Below are 15,954 nucleotides of genomic sequence, written 5' to 3' on the forward strand. Positions count from 1 at the left end.
GCGATGCCTGCCTAGCCTGCCAGCCCCGCTGCATTCCCCACCAGCAAGACCTTGTCATGCATGCTCGACAGCACGCGCTCGCGTGCCTCGTCGTTGCGGCGCAGGCCGGTGCCGGATTGATTCTGGGCGGCCTTGACCAGGGCCAGGACGTCGATCGTCCGGGATTTGGATGTCGGTGTGGTCGAATCTTCCTCGAGATGACCCATGACGTATTTCTGCGTATGGCGCGACTGGTCGACCGATTGCGTGATCGTGGCCTTCATCAGGTCGCCCTTGCGATAGGCGAATTCTGATTCGCTGCTGGCCTTGTCGTGGATCTGCTCGTAGTAGTAGTTTTGCGAATACGGGCTTTCGTTGAGGGATAGCGGCGTGTCAGCGGACAGGGCGCTGTGGTAGCTGGCATCCAGGCTCGACTGCTGTTGCTGCCTCGCGCCGCGGTCTGCCTGGCCGCGGCCCAGCAACTGCGTGGTCTGCGAGACCTGATAGTCGAAGGTGTCCGTCTCGTTCGAGCGCAGGGGATTGATGGACACGGGCGCTTGCGAGATCGAGGCCGAGAAGTCGGCAAGCCCGGTCAGCATGCCGTGGTCGCCGGCGCTGAAGGTGAAGCGCGACTGCTGGGTGCTGGCGGTGTTGTAGTGACTGTGCAGGGCGCTGAACGCGTCCTTGAACATGGCGATCAGCGCGGTGTCGCCCTGGCCGCGTACCTTGGCGTCGTCGAACTGCTTCAGGTACTGGCCGACGGCCTTGGCCTGTTGCGCCGGCGTGCCGAAAATCGTCGGGCCGGTGGTGTCGACGCTGAGCTTTACCGTGCCGGTCGGGCCGGTCGATGTTACCGAGCGCACCTTGTCATCGGCCTGGAAATCAAGGGTCTGAGTCTCATTGTTGCCCAGCGCAAGGTTTGCCTGCAGATGCACGGACGCAAGCTGGGTGGCGTCGTACTGCATCAGGCCGGCCAGGTCGAGGCGCGGAGGCACCTCGTTCAGGGCGTCGATCGATTTCTGGAACGAAGCTGAGAGTTTTCCCAGGGCCTCGCGCTCGCTGTCGGAGAGCTGGCCGTCGGTGACCGATGCCTGGACACGCAGCCGGTCGCCGTCGCTACCCAGCGTGAAGCCCACCGTGGCGCCGCCGCGCGTGGTGATGGTCAGCTGGATCTCGTTGCTCGAATGGGCTTGAAAGCTCGACGATGACACGGCATCGATCGGCTCGTCGGCCGACAACTGGATGACCGACTGCGAGAAGCTGGCGCCGCCGCCGGCGACCTGGTTCATCAACGCCTCGCCGAGGCCGCTGAAACGCGCGGATAGCTTGGACGCAGACACGTTGCCCGCCATGCGCATCGAGATCGGGTCACCGATTGCATGCTCCCAGACCGGGGTCGGGCCCATGCTCTTGGCGGAGTAGGTGGGCCAGTTGGCCGGCGCGGGCGCGGCTCGGCCCAGCGTGACGGTCGTTGCGGATGTTGCCTGGGCCTGCGACGGCGCGGCAGTGGCTGCCGGCGCGGAATTGGCACCGGCGGTGCCGACAAGACCTTGCGAGCCTACGGAAGAGATGGCGACCATATGATCCACGAAGCTTTACGCGATGTGGAGTATTAACGACATATTAAGCGTGGGCTTGAGGCCGATTTGCGTGGAGGGCGCGGTCGGTGCGATGCTCGGTTCGCCTTGTTCTGCTTGTTCTGCTTGTTCTGCTTGTTCTGCTTGTTCGGATCCAGGTCCAAATGAAAATCCAGCCCCGGGAGGCGCGATGTTTGACCATGTCAAATTCGGCGTTAGCGATTACGCGGCCAGCAAGGCGTTCTACCTGAAGGCGCTGGCGCCGCTTGGCGTCACGGCGATTTCCGAAGGCCCGCCGTCGTATGGCGTTGAACTGGCCGCTGGCGGCCCGGTGTCGTTGTGTCTGTTCCAGACCGACGAGACACCTGCGCATCTGCATCTGGCGTTCGCGGCGCAGACTCGCCAGCAGGTTGATGCGTTCTACCGCGCGGCGCTGGACGCCGGCGCCCGGGATAACGGTGCGCCCGGCCTGCGGCCGCTATATCATGCAAATTACTACGCCGCTTTCGTGATCGGCCCGGACGGGCACAACATCGAGGCGGTTTGCCAGGCAGCAGCCTGACGCCTGTATCGGACGCGGCTAGGGTTTGACCCGATCCCGCTGTCCGCACCTTGATTTCGTGACGGTTTTCGCGCGCAAGTCGATATATCACCACTTTTTGTCCGCGGTTCCATGCTTGCCATTCGCGTCGAACCGACCATAATGCAAACGTTTGCAAAACAAGGAGTGAACATGGAGACGCAACGTGTCCAGCCGGCGGCCAAGCCGGTCAGTACGCTGGCCCTGATCGAAGATGAAGCGTCGGTGACCGGGGTTGTCCTGCAGGCCATGGCAAAGACGGAAGACCCCCGCCTGCGCACCGTGATGGCGGCACTGGTATCGCATCTGCATGCGTTCCTGCGCGAGGTCCGGCCCTCCGACGAGGAGTTCGAGCGGGCGCTGGCGTTCATCGCCGGGCTGGGGCACGCGACGCACGCCACCAACAACGAGGTGGTGCTGGCCGCCGATGTCCTGGGGCTGTCGACGCTGGTGACGACGATCAACAACAGCACAAAGGGCGGTCGCACGCCTGGAGCGTTGCTGGGGCCGTTCTATCGTGCCAATGCGCCGCGATACCAGTGCGGCGACTGCGTGGTGCAGGACGACCCGCCCGGCGTGCCGCTGTTCGTCAGCGGCACGGTGCGGGCCACGGACGGTTCGGTGCTGCCGGGCGCCATGGTGGAAGTCTGGCAGGCATCGCCGGTGGGCCTGTACGACAACCAGGACCCGCGCCAGCCCGATCACAACCTGCGTGGCATGTTCCATACCGACGCCGACGGTCACTATCACTTCCGCACGGTGCGGCCTGCCGGTTATCCGGTTCCGACCGATGGTCCGGTCGGCGCGCTGCTGGCCGCGCAGCAACGGCACCCGTATCGGCCCGCGCACATCCACTTCATCGTGGCCGCGCCGGGGCATCGCACGCTGGTGACGCAGGTCTTTGCCGACGACTCCGACATCCTGGAAACCGATGTCACGTTTGGCGTGCATCGCCAACTCGTGGGCGCCTTCCAGTTGGTGGAAACGGGCTGGAGCCCGTGGGGAGAACTGCCGGCGCCGTTCTACACGCTGCAGTTCGACTTCACGCTGGAACCGGGCGAGCAGACGTTTCCAACGCCTCCGATCGACTGATGTCTTCCTGGCCTTCTTCCTGGCCGCTTCTTTCGTTTCTTTCTTTTCTTTCTCTTCTTTGCGCCACACCATGACCATTACCAGTCTTTCCGGCAAGGTTGCCGTCATCATCGGCGGAACCGGCGGCATCGGCTTTGCAGCCGGCCGCGCGCTGGCCAACGTGGGCGCCAGCGTCGTGCTGACCGGGCGCGATGCCGACCGCACGGCGAAAACGGTCGAAGACCTGCCCGCCGGCAACCATATGGCCGCGCGTGCCGAGGTGGCCGATAGCGCCTCGCTGCAGGCGCTGGCTGCCGATGTGCTGCACCACTATGGCCGCGTGGACATCCTCGTCAATACGTCGGGCTTCACGCGCGCCATTCCCCACGCCGATCTCGATGCGCTGGACGACGCCCTGATCGACGAACTGTTCGCCGTCAATTGGCGCGGCCAGTTCGCGGCAATACGGGCCTTTGCACCGGCATTGCGGGCCGGCGGCGAAGGGCTGGTCGTCAACGTTGGCTCGATTGCGGGGCGTACGGGGCAGGGCAGCAACGTTGCCTACTGCGCCGTCAAGGCCGGACTCGACGTGATGGCGATGTCGCTGGGTCGGGCGCTGGCCCCCGAGATCCGCGTTCTCAATGTGTCGCCTGGCGTGGTCGACACGGGCTTCGTACCGGGGCGCGACAGCACGTTCAACGAACGGGCCGCCAAGACCACACCGCTGCGCCGCATCGGGCATGCCGAAGACGTGGCGGACGCCATCGTCGCCTGCGCCACGTCGCTGCGGTTCGCCACGGGCACCACCATCGTGGTCGATGGCGGACGCCAGCTGGGCTGATCTTTTCCTCACGCGCTTTCTTTTTTCATTCTCCATGCACGCCAGAAAGACCATCATCACCTGCGCGGTGACCGGCAACATCGTGACGCCCGAACAGCATCCCGGGTTGCCGGTGACACCGGCGCAAATTGCCGAATCCGCACTCGAAGCGGCCGAAGCCGGCGCCGCAGCCGCGCACATCCACGTCCGCGACCCGCACACGGGCCGGCCGTCGATGGAACTCGACTACTACGCCGACGTCATCGACCGCATCCGCGCGCGCAATCGCCGCCTGATCATCAACCTCACGACGGGGCCGGGCGGACGTTTCGTGCCCGACGAGAACGAGCCGCGCGTGGCCGCGCCGGGCACGACGCTGCTGCATCCGCTCAAGCGCGTGGCGCACGTCGCCGCCTTGCGGCCCGACGTCTGCTCGCTGGACCTCAACACGATGAATTCCGGCGCCGACGTGGTGATCAACACCCCCACGAACGTGCGCAAGATGGCCGAGGTGATCCGCAGCGCGGGCGTCATGCCCGAACTGGAGATCTTCGACTCCGGCGACCTGAACATGGCGCTCGACTTCATGCGCGACGGCGTGCTGGACGGCCCCGGCCTCTGGACCTTCGTGCTGGGCGTGAAGTACGGCTTTGCCGCCACCCCGGAGACGATCTTCTACGCCCGCAACATGCTGCCGGCTGGCGCGCAATGGTCCGCGTTCGGCATCGGTCGCGCCGAGTTCCCGATCGTCGCCCAGGCCTGGCTGGCGGGCGGCCACGTGCGCGTTGGCCTGGAAGACAACATCTATCTGGAAAAGGGCGTGCTGGCACCGAGCAACGCCGCGCTGGTGGCCAAGGCGCGCGACATCGTCAAGTCGCTGGGCGGGGAGATCGCGTCCGCGTCCGATGCCCGCGCGCAGCTTGGCCTGCGTGAAGCCTGAGGCCTGACCTTCTCCGACACCCACGTTTCCTGTCACTCCATTCATCATGAATACCATTCAGGTTCACCAGAAAGCCCCGAGCATCGACGCGCTGGAACTGTCGTTCGTCGACATGCCACGCCCGGAGGCCGGCGCCGGCCAGTGCGTTGTCGAAGTGGCCAGCGCCGGGGTCAATCCCAGCGATGTGAAAGCCACGCTTGGCCTGATGCCGCATGCCGTCTGGCCGCGCACCCCGGGGCGCGACTATGCCGGTGTGGTCATCGACGGCCCCAGCCAGTGGGTCGGGCAGCAGGTATGGGGCAGCGGCGGCGAACTCGGCATCCGTCGGGATGGCACGCACGGAAAGTACCTGCGCATCGGCGTGGAGGCCGTTCGCGCCAAGCCGCAAGCGGTGTCGCTGATCGAGGCTGGCGCGGTGGGCGTGCCGTTCATCACGGCTTACGAAGGCCTGCGGCGTTCCGGCATGCCCAAGGCGGGCGATGTGGTGCTGGTCGGCGGCGGCAACGGCAAGGTAGGGCAGGCGACGATCCAGATTGCCACCGCGCTGGGCGCGCGCGTCTTCGCCGTGGAGCGCGGAGCGGACCCGTATCGCGGCCACGCCAGCGGTTCGGTGCGCATGATCGATGCCAGCCGCGAAACCATTTCCGAAGTGGTCCGCGACGAAACCGGCGGCCACGGTGCCGACATCGTCTACAACACGGTAGGCAGCCCGTATTTCGAGCAGGCCAACCTGGCCATGGCCATCGGCGCCACGCAGATATTCATCTCGACCATCGAGAAGCCGGTGCCGTTCGACATCTTCGCGTTCTACCGGGGGCAGCACACGTACGTGGGCGTCGACACCCTGGCGATGGACAGCCAGGCCTGTGCGTCGATCCTCGACGCGCTCGCGCCCATGTTCGCCGCCGGCCAGCTCAAGCCGTTCCCGGTGCTGCCGGACTATACGTACGCGCTGGCCGATGCCAAGGACGCCTATCGCGCCGTGCTGCAAGGCGCCACCGAGCGCGTGGTGCTGACGCCATGAACACGACCCGATTTGCCCAGGCGCCGGCCTACTACCCGGCCAACCACGAAGGCATGCACTGCCTGCGCCTGCAGGGGCACGAGGCGGGCCCATCCGACGCCCTGTGGATGGGCGTGTCCGTGATCCTGCCGGGCGGCCACACGTCGCTGGATGCGTCGCCTGTTGAGAAGCACTACGTCGTCCTGCAGGGCGAGGTGTGCATCCGGACGCCATCGGAAAGCGTCACCCTGGGGCGCTTCGATTCGGTACGACTGGCGCCGGGAGAGGCCCGGCAGGTCAGCAATCCATCCAATCTGCCGGCCATGCTGCTGCTGGCGATGCCGTACCCGCCGCGCGCATCACCCTGATTTTTTGTGCTGGTTTTGCAAACGTTTGCAACGCATCCATAACAACGAGGAGGAGACCCCCACGATGCGAAATAACTTCAGGCGACCCCGCATGGTCCCGCTGGTGGTATCGGCCGGCATTTCGGCCTGCATCTCCGCCGGCCTGGCGGCCCCGGCGCTGGCGGAGGAGGGCGTGACGATCTACGGCCGGCTCAACACGGCCATCGAGTATTCGCGCGCCAGTACGGCCACCGACGGCACCAGGCTTGGCGGCACGGCGCGGCTCACCAACAACCGGTCGGTGTTCGGCTTCCGAGGGGAAGAGGGGCTGGGCGGCTCGCTCAAGGCCGTCTGGCAGATCGAAAGCAATGTGTCGCTCGATACCGGCCAGGGGCAGATCGCCGGCCGCAATTCGCGCGTCGGCCTGCAGGGGGAATACGGGCTGGTGTTCATGGGGCACTGGCAGACGCCCTATACCGAATCGACGGCGGGCTACGACCCGTACTACCCGACCACTGCCGGCTACATGGCGCTGATCGGCAATGGCTCGACGTCGAGTTCCGACAACGTCCAGGACACCAGTTCCTTCGACCGGCGCCAGAAGAACATCCTGCAGTACCGGTCGCCCCAGCTGTGGGGCGCCAGCCTGTGGCTGGGCTGGGGGCTGCCCGAGGAAAAGACGACGGTGCCGCGCAACCCCGCGCTGTATTCGGCGGCGCTGGTCTACGACCGTGGGCCGCTCAGCGCCACGTTTGCCTACGAAATCCACCAGCACTACCAGGCCGCAGGGCGTAACGACGATGCGCTGAAGGTGGCGTTGGCGTACCAGTTGCTGCCGGGCACGCGGCTGGCGGCGGTCTACGAGCATCTGCACTACCGCACCGATACGGGCGACCTGCAGCGCAACGGCTACTACGCGTCGCTGGTGCAGAAGCTCGGGCCGGGCAGCGTGCGCGTGGGCGTTGCGTTCGCGCCCAACGGCACCGGATCGTCCACGGACACCATCGGCTTCTTCCGGAGCGGCCCGGAAACCGGCGCCACGCAGTTCACCGTGGGGTACGACTACCCGCTGTCCAAGCGCACGGCGCTCTACGCGTACTACAGCCGCATCAACAACAGGAAAAACGCGATCTACGACTTTGCCATCAACGAGCTTGGCGTCAGCGCCGGTGCCGATCCGCAGACCTTTGCGCTCGGCATGCGGCATTTTTTCTGACGCCGGGCCCGGCCATTGTTGCGAGGAGACCATCATGATTCGACAGTTTTTCAGCCCCGTTACCTTTCGCCCCGTTGCCGCACTGACGCTGGCCGTGGCCGCCGCCGTGCCGGTGCAGGCGAGCGCGCAGCCGCAGTATCCGGCCAAGCCGATCCGGCTGGTCGTGCCGTTTTCCGCTGGCAGCGCCACCGATATCCTGGCGCGCATCATCGGCGCCAGGATGGGCGAGTCCGGCCAATGGCAGGTCGTGGTCGACAACCGGCCCGGCGCGGGCGGCACGCTGGGTGCCACCACGGTGGCCAAGTCCGCGCCCGATGGCTACACGCTGGTCCTGGTGTCGGTGGGGCATGCCATCAATGCCACGCTGTACCCGAAGCTGGGCTATGACACGCTGAAGGACTTTGCCCCGGTATCGCTGGTGGCTTCGGTACCGAACGTGCTGGTGGTCAATGCCGCCAGCACGTACAAGTCGGTGCGCGACATCGTCGCGGCGGCAAAAGCCCGGCCAGGCGCCCTGAATTTCGATTCCGCCGGGTCGGGCAGTTCCACGCACCTGAGCGGCGAGATGTTCAAGATGCAGGCAAAGATCGATATCGTGCATATCCCATACAAGGGCACCGGCGAGGCCCTGACCGATGTGATGGCCGGGCGCGGCGACATGATGTTTGCGCCCAGCGTGTCGGCGATGCCGTTTGTCAGGCAGGGCAAGCTCCGCGCGCTGGCCGTGACCACGCCCAGGCGCGCCGGTGTGCTGCCCGATATCCCCACCGTGGCGGAATCGGGGCTGCCGGACTACGCCTTCGACTCGTGGTTCGGCGTGCTGGCGCCGGCGTCGACCCCGAAGGAGATCGTCAACGCGCTCAACGCCGAGATTGGCAAGGCGCTGGCCGCGCCCGACGTGCGCGAGCGCCTGGCCGCGCAGGGGGCGGAGCCCCGGTCCAGCACCCCGCAGGAATTTGCCAGCTATATCCAGGCCGAGATCGCCAGGCTGGCCCCGGTGGTCAGGCAATCCGGGGTGCGCGCGGGAGAGTGACGGAAGCCCGCCGGCAGACGCTAGAATGGCGCATCTCAATGATCCAGCCTGGCGTCCGCCGTCCCATGTCCGAGCGCAAACGCGTGACCATCAAAGACCTCGCCGCGGAGGTCGACGTGCATTACTCCACGGTGTCGCGCGTCATGAACCCCGCGACGCGCCACCTGGTGGCCGAAGAGGTGGCCGCGCGCATCCTCAAGCTGGCCGAGGCACGCGGTTTTCGTCCGAACCGCATTGCGGCCGGGCTGCGCACGCAGCGGTCGGGGATGGTCGGCGTGATCCTGCCCGATATCGCGAACCCGGTGTTTCCGCCCATCCTGGCGGGCATCGAGTCGGTGCTGGCCCGGATGGGCTATGTGCCGATCGTGGTGAATGCCGGCACCGAGCGCACGCGGCAGCGCTTTGTCGTCGACCAGATGCTGGCGCGCCAGGTGGAAGGGCTGATCCTGGCCACCGCCGAGCGCGATGACCCGTTGCTCGAATACTGCGTGAAGGTGGGCATCCCCGTGGTGATGGTGAATCGCGGCGAACACACGGGCCGGGCGTCGTGCGTGGTCAGCGACAGTGCGCTGGCCATGGCGTTGACGGTCGACCATCTGGTGTCGCTCGGCCATCGCTGCATCGGGCACATTGCCGGACCGGCCAGCACTTCCACCGGCGAGTCGCGCCGCGAAGGCTTTCTGGAGGCCGTAAAGCGCCATCGGCTGCGGCGCGGCGAATATGCCGTGGTGGAAGCGGAGAGCTATGCGCGCGACGCGGGCCGCCAGGCTTGCGCGCAGCTGTTCGAGGCTCTGCCGTGCCTGACCGCCATTGCCGCCGGGAACGACCTCGTGGCGATGGGTTGCTACGACCATCTGCGCGAGCGTGGCATCCGGTGTCCTGAGGACGTATCGATCGTCGGCCACAACGACATGCCTTTCGTCGATGCGCTGACGCCACCGCTGACCACCATCCGCATCCCCGTGCACGACATGGGCGAGCAGGCTGCCGAACTGCTGCTGCGCCGGATCTCCAAGCCCCTCACGGCCAGCGTCGTCATCGAACTGCGGCCGGAACTGGTGGTGCGCGGGTCTACGGCCGCTCCCCGGGCATCCAGCTAAAACACCCGCGCGCGGAAGCGGGCCCGCAGCCTTCCTGGCCCGTGCCCGCTGCCCCGACTCAGGTCATGCGGGGTGGTCGGCCTTCAAAGGCATCCTGCAGCAACTGGTGAATCCCTTCGCGTTCGAGCGGGCGTGGGTTGGGGTACTGGTTACGCAGCGCCAACGCGGTGATGGTGTCGATGTCGCCCACCGACATGCCCAGTTCGCGCAGCGAGGTTGGGGCGCCAAGACGGGCCGCCAGGTCGAACACCGCACGCGGACCATCGCCATGCCCGGCGCCCAGTGCATCGGCGATGGCGGTCATTGCGTCCGGCGCGGCAGGCGCGTTGTACGCCAGCGCATGGGGCAATACCACGGTGTGGACTTCGGCATGGGGCAGGTTCAGGGTGCCGCCCAGCGTATGGCACAGCTTGTGATGCAGCCCGACCGTCACGCTGCCGAGCACCGAGCCACACAGCCACGCGCCGTACAGGGCGTCGCTGCGCGCTTCGCGCAAGGCATCGGCGCCCGGCGCGGCATCGGCGATCACGGGCAGCGCACGGCCCAGCGCCGCGATACCGTCGCGCGCCATCCATTGGCTGACCGGGTTGCGATCGGCGGCATAGAGCCCTTCCGCCGCGTGGGCAATGGCGTTGATGCCGCTGGTCACACTGATGGCCGCCGGCAGCCCCAGCGAGAGATCGGGATCGTAGATGACGGTTCGCGGCAGCACGCGCGGATCGCGCCCGGTGCGCTTGAGGCCGGCATCGGTCAGGCCGTAGATGGGCGTCATCTCCGATCCCGAATAGGTGGTCGGCACGGCAATCACGGGCAGGCTCGATTCCAGCGCGATGGCCTTGCCCAGGCCGATGGTCGACCCGCCACCGATTGCCAGCGAGCAGTCGGCGCCGCACTGGTCGGCCATCTCGCGTGCCCGCCGCGCCTGTTCGATGGGCACGTGCATGACGGCGCCATCGAAAATGCCGGCGCAGCGCGCGCCCAGTGCGTCGGCCACCCCTTCGGCCAGCCTGCGCTGCCCGGGTGTGCAAAGCACGAGCACGCGGGTGGCACCCAGGGCGTCCACTTCGCTGGCAAGCCGTGCAAGGCTGCCCGATCCGAAGACGATGCGCTGGGGAAACGACTGATAGGCAAATGGATGCATGGCGGCACTCGCAGGATGGCAGCGGTGGGCCCGCCGCGTTGGTGACGCCGATACTATTTGAGGGGCGTGCACGCGGCAAGCCGCCACGTTTGCACAACACTGTTCCAGCGCAGGCCCCCTCGGCGTTGGCCGCTTACCGGGCGGCGGCAGGGTAGGTTGTCGATGCTCAGACCCGGATCGCGCGAAAACTGAACGCCAGGCCGATGGCGATGCCCAGTACGTCGGCCAGCAGGTCGGCCCAGGACGCATTGCGATAGGCCGTCAGCGACTGAAGGGCTTCGATGGCCGCGCCGTAGGCCGTCAAGGCCAGGGCCAGATGCCAGGCCCGCGCCGGCCAGGCACGGACGCCCAGCACGGCCAGCGTGCCGAACGCCAGCAGGTGATTGGTCTTGTCCCAGCCGGTGGTCGGTTCGGGAGCATCCGGCGGCAGCAGCGAGAGCACCAGCACGGCGAGCGCGCAGAGGGAGAAAAGAATGCGGTAGTGGGGCGGTGTCAGGCGGATCACGGCGATCTCGGCAGCTTGGGGGCTGCAGGCGGGGTGGGCATCTGCGGGAATGCCGCCACCATCGCGCGCCGGATCGTCGACGTCTGTGGGCTGCGGCACAGAAGTGCTGCAGCCGCCCGTTGCTCAGTTGTCGAGCGATTCGAGCGTGAAACTGGCGCCGCCATCCTGACCTAGCAATTCCACGAGTTTTGGCATCGCTTCCTGCAGCGCGGCCTTCAGCGTCCAGGGCGGGTTGACCACGAACATGCCACTGCCATGCAGGCCCAGGCCGCCTTCGACCGGATGCTTCACGGTCAGGGTCACGTGCAGCCAGCTATTGAGCGGCAACCGTTTCAGTTGCGCTGGCAACTGGACCGACTCGCGGCGCTGGACTTCGGGGTACCAGATCGCATAAACGCCAGTCGCAAACCGTTCCAGGCCAGCCTTGAGCGTATCGATGGTGCGCGCGTAGTCCTGCTTGTCTTCGTATGAGGGATCAATTAGCACCAGCGCGCGGCGCGGCGGCGGCGGCAGGATGGCCCTGATGCCGTTGAAGCCGTCGCCGTCATAGAGCATCACCTTGCGGCCGGCGCCGCGAAAGTTGTCGCGCAGGATCTGGATTTCGGTGCTATGAAGCTCGAACAGGCGCAAACGGTCGGCATCGCGCAGCATCTGCCAGGCCAGCCACGGCGAACCCGGGTAGTGCTTGAGGTTGCCATCCCGGTTCAGTTCGCGAACCTGCTCAAGATAGGCTTCGAGCAGTTCGGGCAGGGCCTGGCCGTCGGCCGCGGCGCGCCAGAGCGGCCCGATCCCGGTTTCAAATTCCGATTTCTTCTGCGCGTAGGCGTGATCCAGCGCGTAGAGGCCGGCCCCGGCATGCGTGTCGACGTACCAGAACGGCTTGTCCTTCTGCGTCAGATAGTCCAGCAACTGGACCACGACGGCGTGCTTGAGGACATCGGCATGGTTGCCGGCGTGAAAGGCGTGACGATAACTGAGCATGGCAAGGCGGGATGACGGGGCGCAAACTTCGCTCGGACAAGGGCTGGCAGGCGGTTTGCGCGAAGGGCGCTATGCTACCATCCGCCGCCATTTCCGGCCGTTTTCCCATTGCTTTTCCTCCATTTTCTTCCCTTTCATGCCGCGTACCCTTGAGTCCGCCGAGATCATCCTGTCCGACGACGGCATCGCGTATTCGCCGCGTTACGACGATGTCTATCGCAGCACTGCCGGTGGCCTGGCGCAGGCGCAGCACGTCTTCCTGGCCGGCAACGGATTGCCGGGCAACTGGGCCGGGCGCGACCAGTTTGTCATCGTCGAAACCGGCTTCGGGCAGGGTCTGAACTTCCTGGCCACGTGGCAGGCATGGCGCGATGCGCCGCAGCGCTGCGCGCGCCTGCACTTCGTGTCGATCGAAAAGCACCCGCTCACACGGGAAGGGCTGGCGCAACTGCATGCCGGCCTGGGTGACCTGTCGCCGCTGGCCGTGCAGATCCAGCAGCAGTGGCCCGACGCCCTGCCGGGCCTGCATCGCCTGACGTTCGAGGGTGGGTCGGTGACCCTGACGCTGGCATTCGGCGATGCGGAAGCCATGTTGCCGAAGCTGGTGGCTGGCGCCGACGCGCTTTACCTGGACGGCTTCTCGCCGTCGCGCAACCCCGAGATGTGGTCAGACACCGTGTTTCGCGGGCTGGCCCGGCTGGCGCGGCTGGGGGCGACGCTGGCCACCTGCACGACGGCCGAATTCGTGCAGCGCGGGCTGCAGGCCGCCGGTTTCGCGGTCAGCAAGGCGCAGGGGTGTGACGGCAAGCCTGAGATGACGGTCGCGCGCTTTGCGCCGCTCTGGAAGATTCGGCGCCATGCACCGCCCGACGCCGCCCACTGGGCCGAGCGCCACGCCATCGTCATTGGCGCGGGGCTGGCCGGGTGCGCGATCACCGAGCGGCTGGCCGCACGCGGCTGGCGCGTCACGCTGTTCGACGCCCACGACGGGCCGGCACGTCAGACCTCCGGGCATCGCGCGGCGGCCATGCACGCTCACGTTTCGCCCGACGACGGCCTGCTGTCCCGGTTGTCGCGCGCCGGTAACCTGCACGCGCTGCGCGCCTGGCAGGCGCTGGCCGACGCAGGACATCCGGTGAATTGGCACGGCTGCGGCGTATTGCAGACCGGCGAGGATGACACTGAAAACGCGGCGCAACGTGCGGCACTGGACGCGCTGGGCTTTCCCGAGTCGTTCGTGCGCTGGATGTCGCCCGACGAGGCTGCGGCGTCCCATGGCGCCACGGTCGACCGTGGCGGGCTCTGGTTTCCGCAGGGTGGGTGGGTCGCGCCGCCCGATATCTGCCAGGCCCAGCTGGCCGCCGCCGGCGACCGGCTGGATGCCCGCTTCCGGTGCCGCGTCGATAGCATCGAGCATGTCGACGGGCAGTGGCTTGCCCGCGATGCATCGGGTGCCGTGCTGGCCAGCGCGCCCGTGCTGGTGCTGGCCAATGCGCATGAGGCCGAACGCCTGGTATCGGGCCGGTTCCTGGCACTGCGTCGCGTGCGCGGGCAACTGACCGATCTGACCCCGGCCCAGGTCGATGTGCTGGGCGGCTGGCCCGATTGCGTGGTCACCGGCGGCGGCTATCTGCTGCCGCGTGGCGAGCAAGGTGGGGCACGCGTGGGCTCCAGCTACGAGCCCGATGCAGGTCCGCTGGCCGAGAGCGCCACGGTGCACGCCGACAATTTGGGGCGTCTGGCGTCGCTGTTGCCCGACCGGGCCGCCGCGCTGGCACGTATCGATCCCGAATCGCTGACCGGCTATGTCGGCGTGCGTACCGTCACGCACAACCGCCTGCCGCTGATCGGCCGCCTGGCCGACGAACCGCAGTCGCTGGCCCGTGCCGACGCGCTGCGCGGGGCGCACTTGCGCGACGTGCCTCGCATGCCGGGGCTGTACGCGGCCCTTGCATATGCGTCGCGTGGCCTCACATGGGCCGCACTCGGTGCCGAGTTGATCGCCTGCCATTTGGAAGGCGAACCGCTGCCGCTCGAGGCGGACCTGGCCGATGCCATCGACCCGGCCCGCCTGCTGCTGCGCGCACTGCGTCACGGACAGGCGGCAGACCCGGCGGGGCAGGATGTTGGGCCCATTCAGGACTGACTAGGGTAAAAACTGCCGGAAGCGAATGAAAACCGTGCGATAATCCGCGTTTTCCGTTTGCGCGGAGACCTCCGCTCGCGAGCACTGGCCGCGGCCAGGCGGCAAGGTGCGCAGACGGATGCGCCGACAACAACTATTTCTGGATTGGATTAACGACCATGTCGAACGTCATTGAAAACCTCGGCAAGCTGGACCGCAAGGTAACCCTGGCTATCCCCAAGGCCGAAGTGCAGAAGGAAACGCAGGAACGCCTGGTACGTCTGTCGAAGACCGTGAAGATGTCCGGCTTCCGTCCGGGCAAGGTGCCGATGAAGATGGTCGAGAAGCAATACGGCCAGCAGGTGGAATTTGAAGTTCGCTTCGACAAGGCTGCCCGCAAGTTCTTCGACATCACCCAGGCCCAGGACGTGAAGGTGGCCGGTCAGCCGAAGTTCGACATCAAGACCGAAGGCGTTGCCGAAGACGAACTGGCTTTTGAAGCCACGTTCGAGGTGTATCCGGAAGTCAAGATCGGCGAACTGGCCTCGGCCGAAGTGACCCGCACCAAGACCGAAATCGGCGACGCCGAGATCGACAAGACCGTCGACATCCTGCGCAAGCAGCGTGTTCACTACCACCACCGTGGTGAAGCCGGCGCCCATGGCGACGGCGGCGCCGAAGTGACCGCCCAGAACGGCGATCGCGTGACGATCGACTTCGTCGGCAAGATCGACGGCGTCGAATTCGCCGGCGGCAAGGCCGAGGACTTCGTGTACGTGCTGGGCGAAGGCCGCATGCTGCCCGAGTTCGAGCAAGCCACGCTGGGCCTGAAGGAAGGCGAGAGCAAGACGTTCCCGCTGACCTTCCCCGAGGACTACCACGGCAAGGAAGTGGCCGGCAAGACCGCCGAGTTCACCATCACGCTGAAGAAGGTCGAGTGGGCGCACCTGCCGGAAGTGGACGATGCGTTCGCCAAGTCGCTCGGCATCGCCGACGGCAGCGTGGAAAAGATGCGCGCCGACATCCGCGAAAACCTGGAGCGCGAAGTCAAGCGCCGCACGCATTCCATGCTGAAGGACGAAGTCATGGAAGCGCTGCTGAAGGTGAGCGAGCTGGACGTGCCGAAGGCCCTGATCGAACAGGACCAGGAACGCCTGGTGGAAATGGCCCGTCGTGACCTCGAGCAACGTGGCATGCCGAACGCGAAGGACATGCCGATTCCGGCCGAGATGTTCGCGCAACAGGCCGAGCGCCGCGTGAAGCTGGGCCTGATCCTGGCTGAAATCGTCAAGGCCAACGGCCTGGAAGCCAAGCCGGACCAGGTCAAGGCCGAGATCGAGGACTTCGCCAAGAGCTACGAAGACCCGAAGGAAGTCATGCGCTGGTACTACGGCGACCAGCAACGCCTGGCCGAGATGGAAGCCTACGTGCTCGAAAACAACGTGGTAAATTTCGTGTGCGACAAGGCCAAGGTTGCGGACAAGTCGGTGTCGTTCGAGGAACTCACCGCCGCGCCCGCACAAGCCTGAGGTCGGG

General features: G+C 66.4%; 15 protein-coding genes. 11 read left to right on the forward strand and 4 right to left on the reverse strand.

Translation table 11 applies throughout. The annotated features are described in order from the left end of the window. Positions 1–11: 11 nt before the first annotated feature. Entirely contained in the window at positions 12–1,559 is a 1,548-nt protein-coding gene (locus CYJ10_RS29565) for a hypothetical protein (protein ID WP_101685002.1), read from the reverse strand. A 187-nt stretch (positions 1,560–1,746) separates the two neighbouring features. Between CYJ10_RS29565 and CYJ10_RS29570 the strand changes: the two genes are divergently transcribed. The 9 genes from CYJ10_RS29570 to CYJ10_RS29610 all read left to right on the forward strand — a co-directional run bounded on the left by CYJ10_RS29570 (position 1,747) and on the right by CYJ10_RS29610 (position 9,666). Continuing rightward, entirely contained in the window at positions 1,747–2,118 is a 372-nt protein-coding gene (locus CYJ10_RS29570; RefSeq protein WP_101685003.1) for a VOC family protein, read from the forward strand. Positions 2,119–2,289: 171 nt separating this feature from the next. Then, on the forward strand, positions 2,290–3,228 hold the full coding sequence (locus tag CYJ10_RS29575; protein ID WP_101685004.1) for a dioxygenase family protein: 939 nt from the start codon (positions 2,290–2,292) through the stop codon (positions 3,226–3,228). 70 nt (positions 3,229–3,298) lie between these two features. Further along, the gene (locus tag CYJ10_RS29580; RefSeq protein WP_101685005.1) at positions 3,299–4,048 is read left to right on the forward strand and encodes an SDR family NAD(P)-dependent oxidoreductase; all 750 of its coding nucleotides are present in this window, start codon (positions 3,299–3,301) and stop codon (positions 4,046–4,048) included. Positions 4,049–4,082: 34 nt separating this feature from the next. Further along, positions 4,083–4,967, forward strand: a complete 885-nt coding sequence (locus CYJ10_RS29585; RefSeq protein ID WP_101685052.1) for a BKACE family enzyme — start codon at positions 4,083–4,085, stop codon at positions 4,965–4,967. Between the two features lie 46 nt (positions 4,968–5,013). Then, a complete protein-coding gene (locus CYJ10_RS29590) occupies positions 5,014–5,991 on the forward strand; it encodes a quinone oxidoreductase family protein (protein ID WP_101685006.1) in 978 nt (325 codons plus the stop codon). Next, entirely contained in the window at positions 5,988–6,338 is a 351-nt protein-coding gene (locus tag CYJ10_RS29595) for a cupin domain-containing protein (RefSeq protein WP_101685007.1), read from the forward strand. The genes CYJ10_RS29590 and CYJ10_RS29595 overlap by 4 nt, the downstream gene beginning before the upstream one ends. A 91-nt stretch (positions 6,339–6,429) precedes the next feature. Then, positions 6,430–7,533 carry a porin gene (locus CYJ10_RS29600; protein WP_257993595.1) on the forward strand — a complete coding sequence of 368 codons (1,104 nt, stop codon included), beginning with the start codon at positions 6,430–6,432 and terminating at the stop codon, positions 7,531–7,533. Between the two features lie 34 nt (positions 7,534–7,567). Further along, on the forward strand, positions 7,568–8,566 hold the full coding sequence (locus CYJ10_RS29605) for a tripartite tricarboxylate transporter substrate binding protein (protein ID WP_101685009.1): 999 nt from the start codon (positions 7,568–7,570) through the stop codon (positions 8,564–8,566). 65 nt (positions 8,567–8,631) lie between these two features. After that, a complete protein-coding gene (locus CYJ10_RS29610; protein WP_101685053.1) occupies positions 8,632–9,666 on the forward strand; it encodes a LacI family DNA-binding transcriptional regulator in 1,035 nt (344 codons plus the stop codon). Positions 9,667–9,724: 58 nt separating this feature from the next. Here the strand turns inward: CYJ10_RS29610 and CYJ10_RS29615 are convergent, their stop codons facing one another. From CYJ10_RS29615 to CYJ10_RS29625, 3 genes are all read right to left on the reverse strand, one after another. Next, complete coding sequence (locus tag CYJ10_RS29615) at positions 9,725–10,807, reverse strand: maleylacetate reductase (protein ID WP_101685010.1); 1,083 nt, start codon at positions 10,805–10,807, stop codon at positions 9,725–9,727. A 166-nt stretch (positions 10,808–10,973) separates the two neighbouring features. Beyond that, complete coding sequence (locus CYJ10_RS35010) at positions 10,974–11,411, reverse strand: VanZ family protein (RefSeq protein ID WP_257993596.1); 438 nt, start codon at positions 11,409–11,411, stop codon at positions 10,974–10,976. Positions 11,412–11,435: 24 nt separating this feature from the next. Continuing rightward, positions 11,436–12,293 carry a 23S rRNA (adenine(2030)-N(6))-methyltransferase RlmJ gene (locus CYJ10_RS29625; RefSeq protein ID WP_101685011.1) on the reverse strand — a complete coding sequence of 286 codons (858 nt, stop codon included), beginning with the start codon at positions 12,291–12,293 and terminating at the stop codon, positions 11,436–11,438. Between the two features lie 136 nt (positions 12,294–12,429). Between CYJ10_RS29625 and mnmC the strand changes: the two genes are divergently transcribed. Both mnmC and tig read left to right on the forward strand, forming a co-directional pair. Further along, positions 12,430–14,439, forward strand: a complete 2,010-nt coding sequence (gene mnmC, locus CYJ10_RS29630) for a bifunctional tRNA (5-methylaminomethyl-2-thiouridine)(34)-methyltransferase MnmD/FAD-dependent 5-carboxymethylaminomethyl-2-thiouridine(34) oxidoreductase MnmC (RefSeq protein ID WP_101685055.1) — start codon at positions 12,430–12,432, stop codon at positions 14,437–14,439. A 158-nt stretch (positions 14,440–14,597) separates the two neighbouring features. Continuing rightward, complete coding sequence (gene tig / locus CYJ10_RS29635; protein WP_101685012.1) at positions 14,598–15,947, forward strand: trigger factor; 1,350 nt, start codon at positions 14,598–14,600, stop codon at positions 15,945–15,947. Positions 15,948–15,954 lie beyond the last annotated feature (7 nt).

It is taken from the genome of Cupriavidus pauculus (assembly GCF_002858765.1).
Lineage (GTDB): Bacteria > Pseudomonadota > Gammaproteobacteria > Burkholderiales > Burkholderiaceae > Cupriavidus > Cupriavidus pauculus_B.

Bases quoted from the DNA above. Each gene is read 5' to 3' on its own strand.
- CYJ10_RS29605 (WP_101685009.1), top strand. From the start codon at position 7,568: ATGATTCGACAGTTTTTCAGCCCCGTTACCTTTCGCCCCGTTGCCGCA.
- CYJ10_RS29575 (WP_101685004.1), top strand. From the start codon at position 2,290: ATGGAGACGCAACGTGTCCAGCCGGCGGCCAAGCCGGTCAGTACGCTG.
- CYJ10_RS29580 (WP_101685005.1), top strand. From the start codon at position 3,299: ATGACCATTACCAGTCTTTCCGGCAAGGTTGCCGTCATCATCGGCGGA.
- CYJ10_RS29610 (WP_101685053.1), top strand. From the start codon at position 8,632: ATGTCCGAGCGCAAACGCGTGACCATCAAAGACCTCGCCGCGGAGGTC.
- CYJ10_RS29600 (WP_257993595.1), top strand. From the start codon at position 6,430: ATGGTCCCGCTGGTGGTATCGGCCGGCATTTCGGCCTGCATCTCCGCC.
- CYJ10_RS29565 (WP_101685002.1), bottom strand. From the start codon at position 1,559: ATGGTCGCCATCTCTTCCGTAGGCTCGCAAGGTCTTGTCGGCACCGCC.
- CYJ10_RS29570 (WP_101685003.1), top strand. From the start codon at position 1,747: ATGTTTGACCATGTCAAATTCGGCGTTAGCGATTACGCGGCCAGCAAG.
- mnmC (WP_101685055.1), top strand. From the start codon at position 12,430: ATGCCGCGTACCCTTGAGTCCGCCGAGATCATCCTGTCCGACGACGGC.
- CYJ10_RS29615 (WP_101685010.1), bottom strand. From the start codon at position 10,807: ATGCATCCATTTGCCTATCAGTCGTTTCCCCAGCGCATCGTCTTCGGA.
- CYJ10_RS29625 (WP_101685011.1), bottom strand. From the start codon at position 12,293: ATGCTCAGTTATCGTCACGCCTTTCACGCCGGCAACCATGCCGATGTC.
- CYJ10_RS29595 (WP_101685007.1), top strand. From the start codon at position 5,988: ATGAACACGACCCGATTTGCCCAGGCGCCGGCCTACTACCCGGCCAAC.
- tig (WP_101685012.1), top strand. From the start codon at position 14,598: ATGTCGAACGTCATTGAAAACCTCGGCAAGCTGGACCGCAAGGTAACC.
- CYJ10_RS29585 (WP_101685052.1), top strand. From the start codon at position 4,083: ATGCACGCCAGAAAGACCATCATCACCTGCGCGGTGACCGGCAACATC.
- CYJ10_RS29590 (WP_101685006.1), top strand. From the start codon at position 5,014: ATGAATACCATTCAGGTTCACCAGAAAGCCCCGAGCATCGACGCGCTG.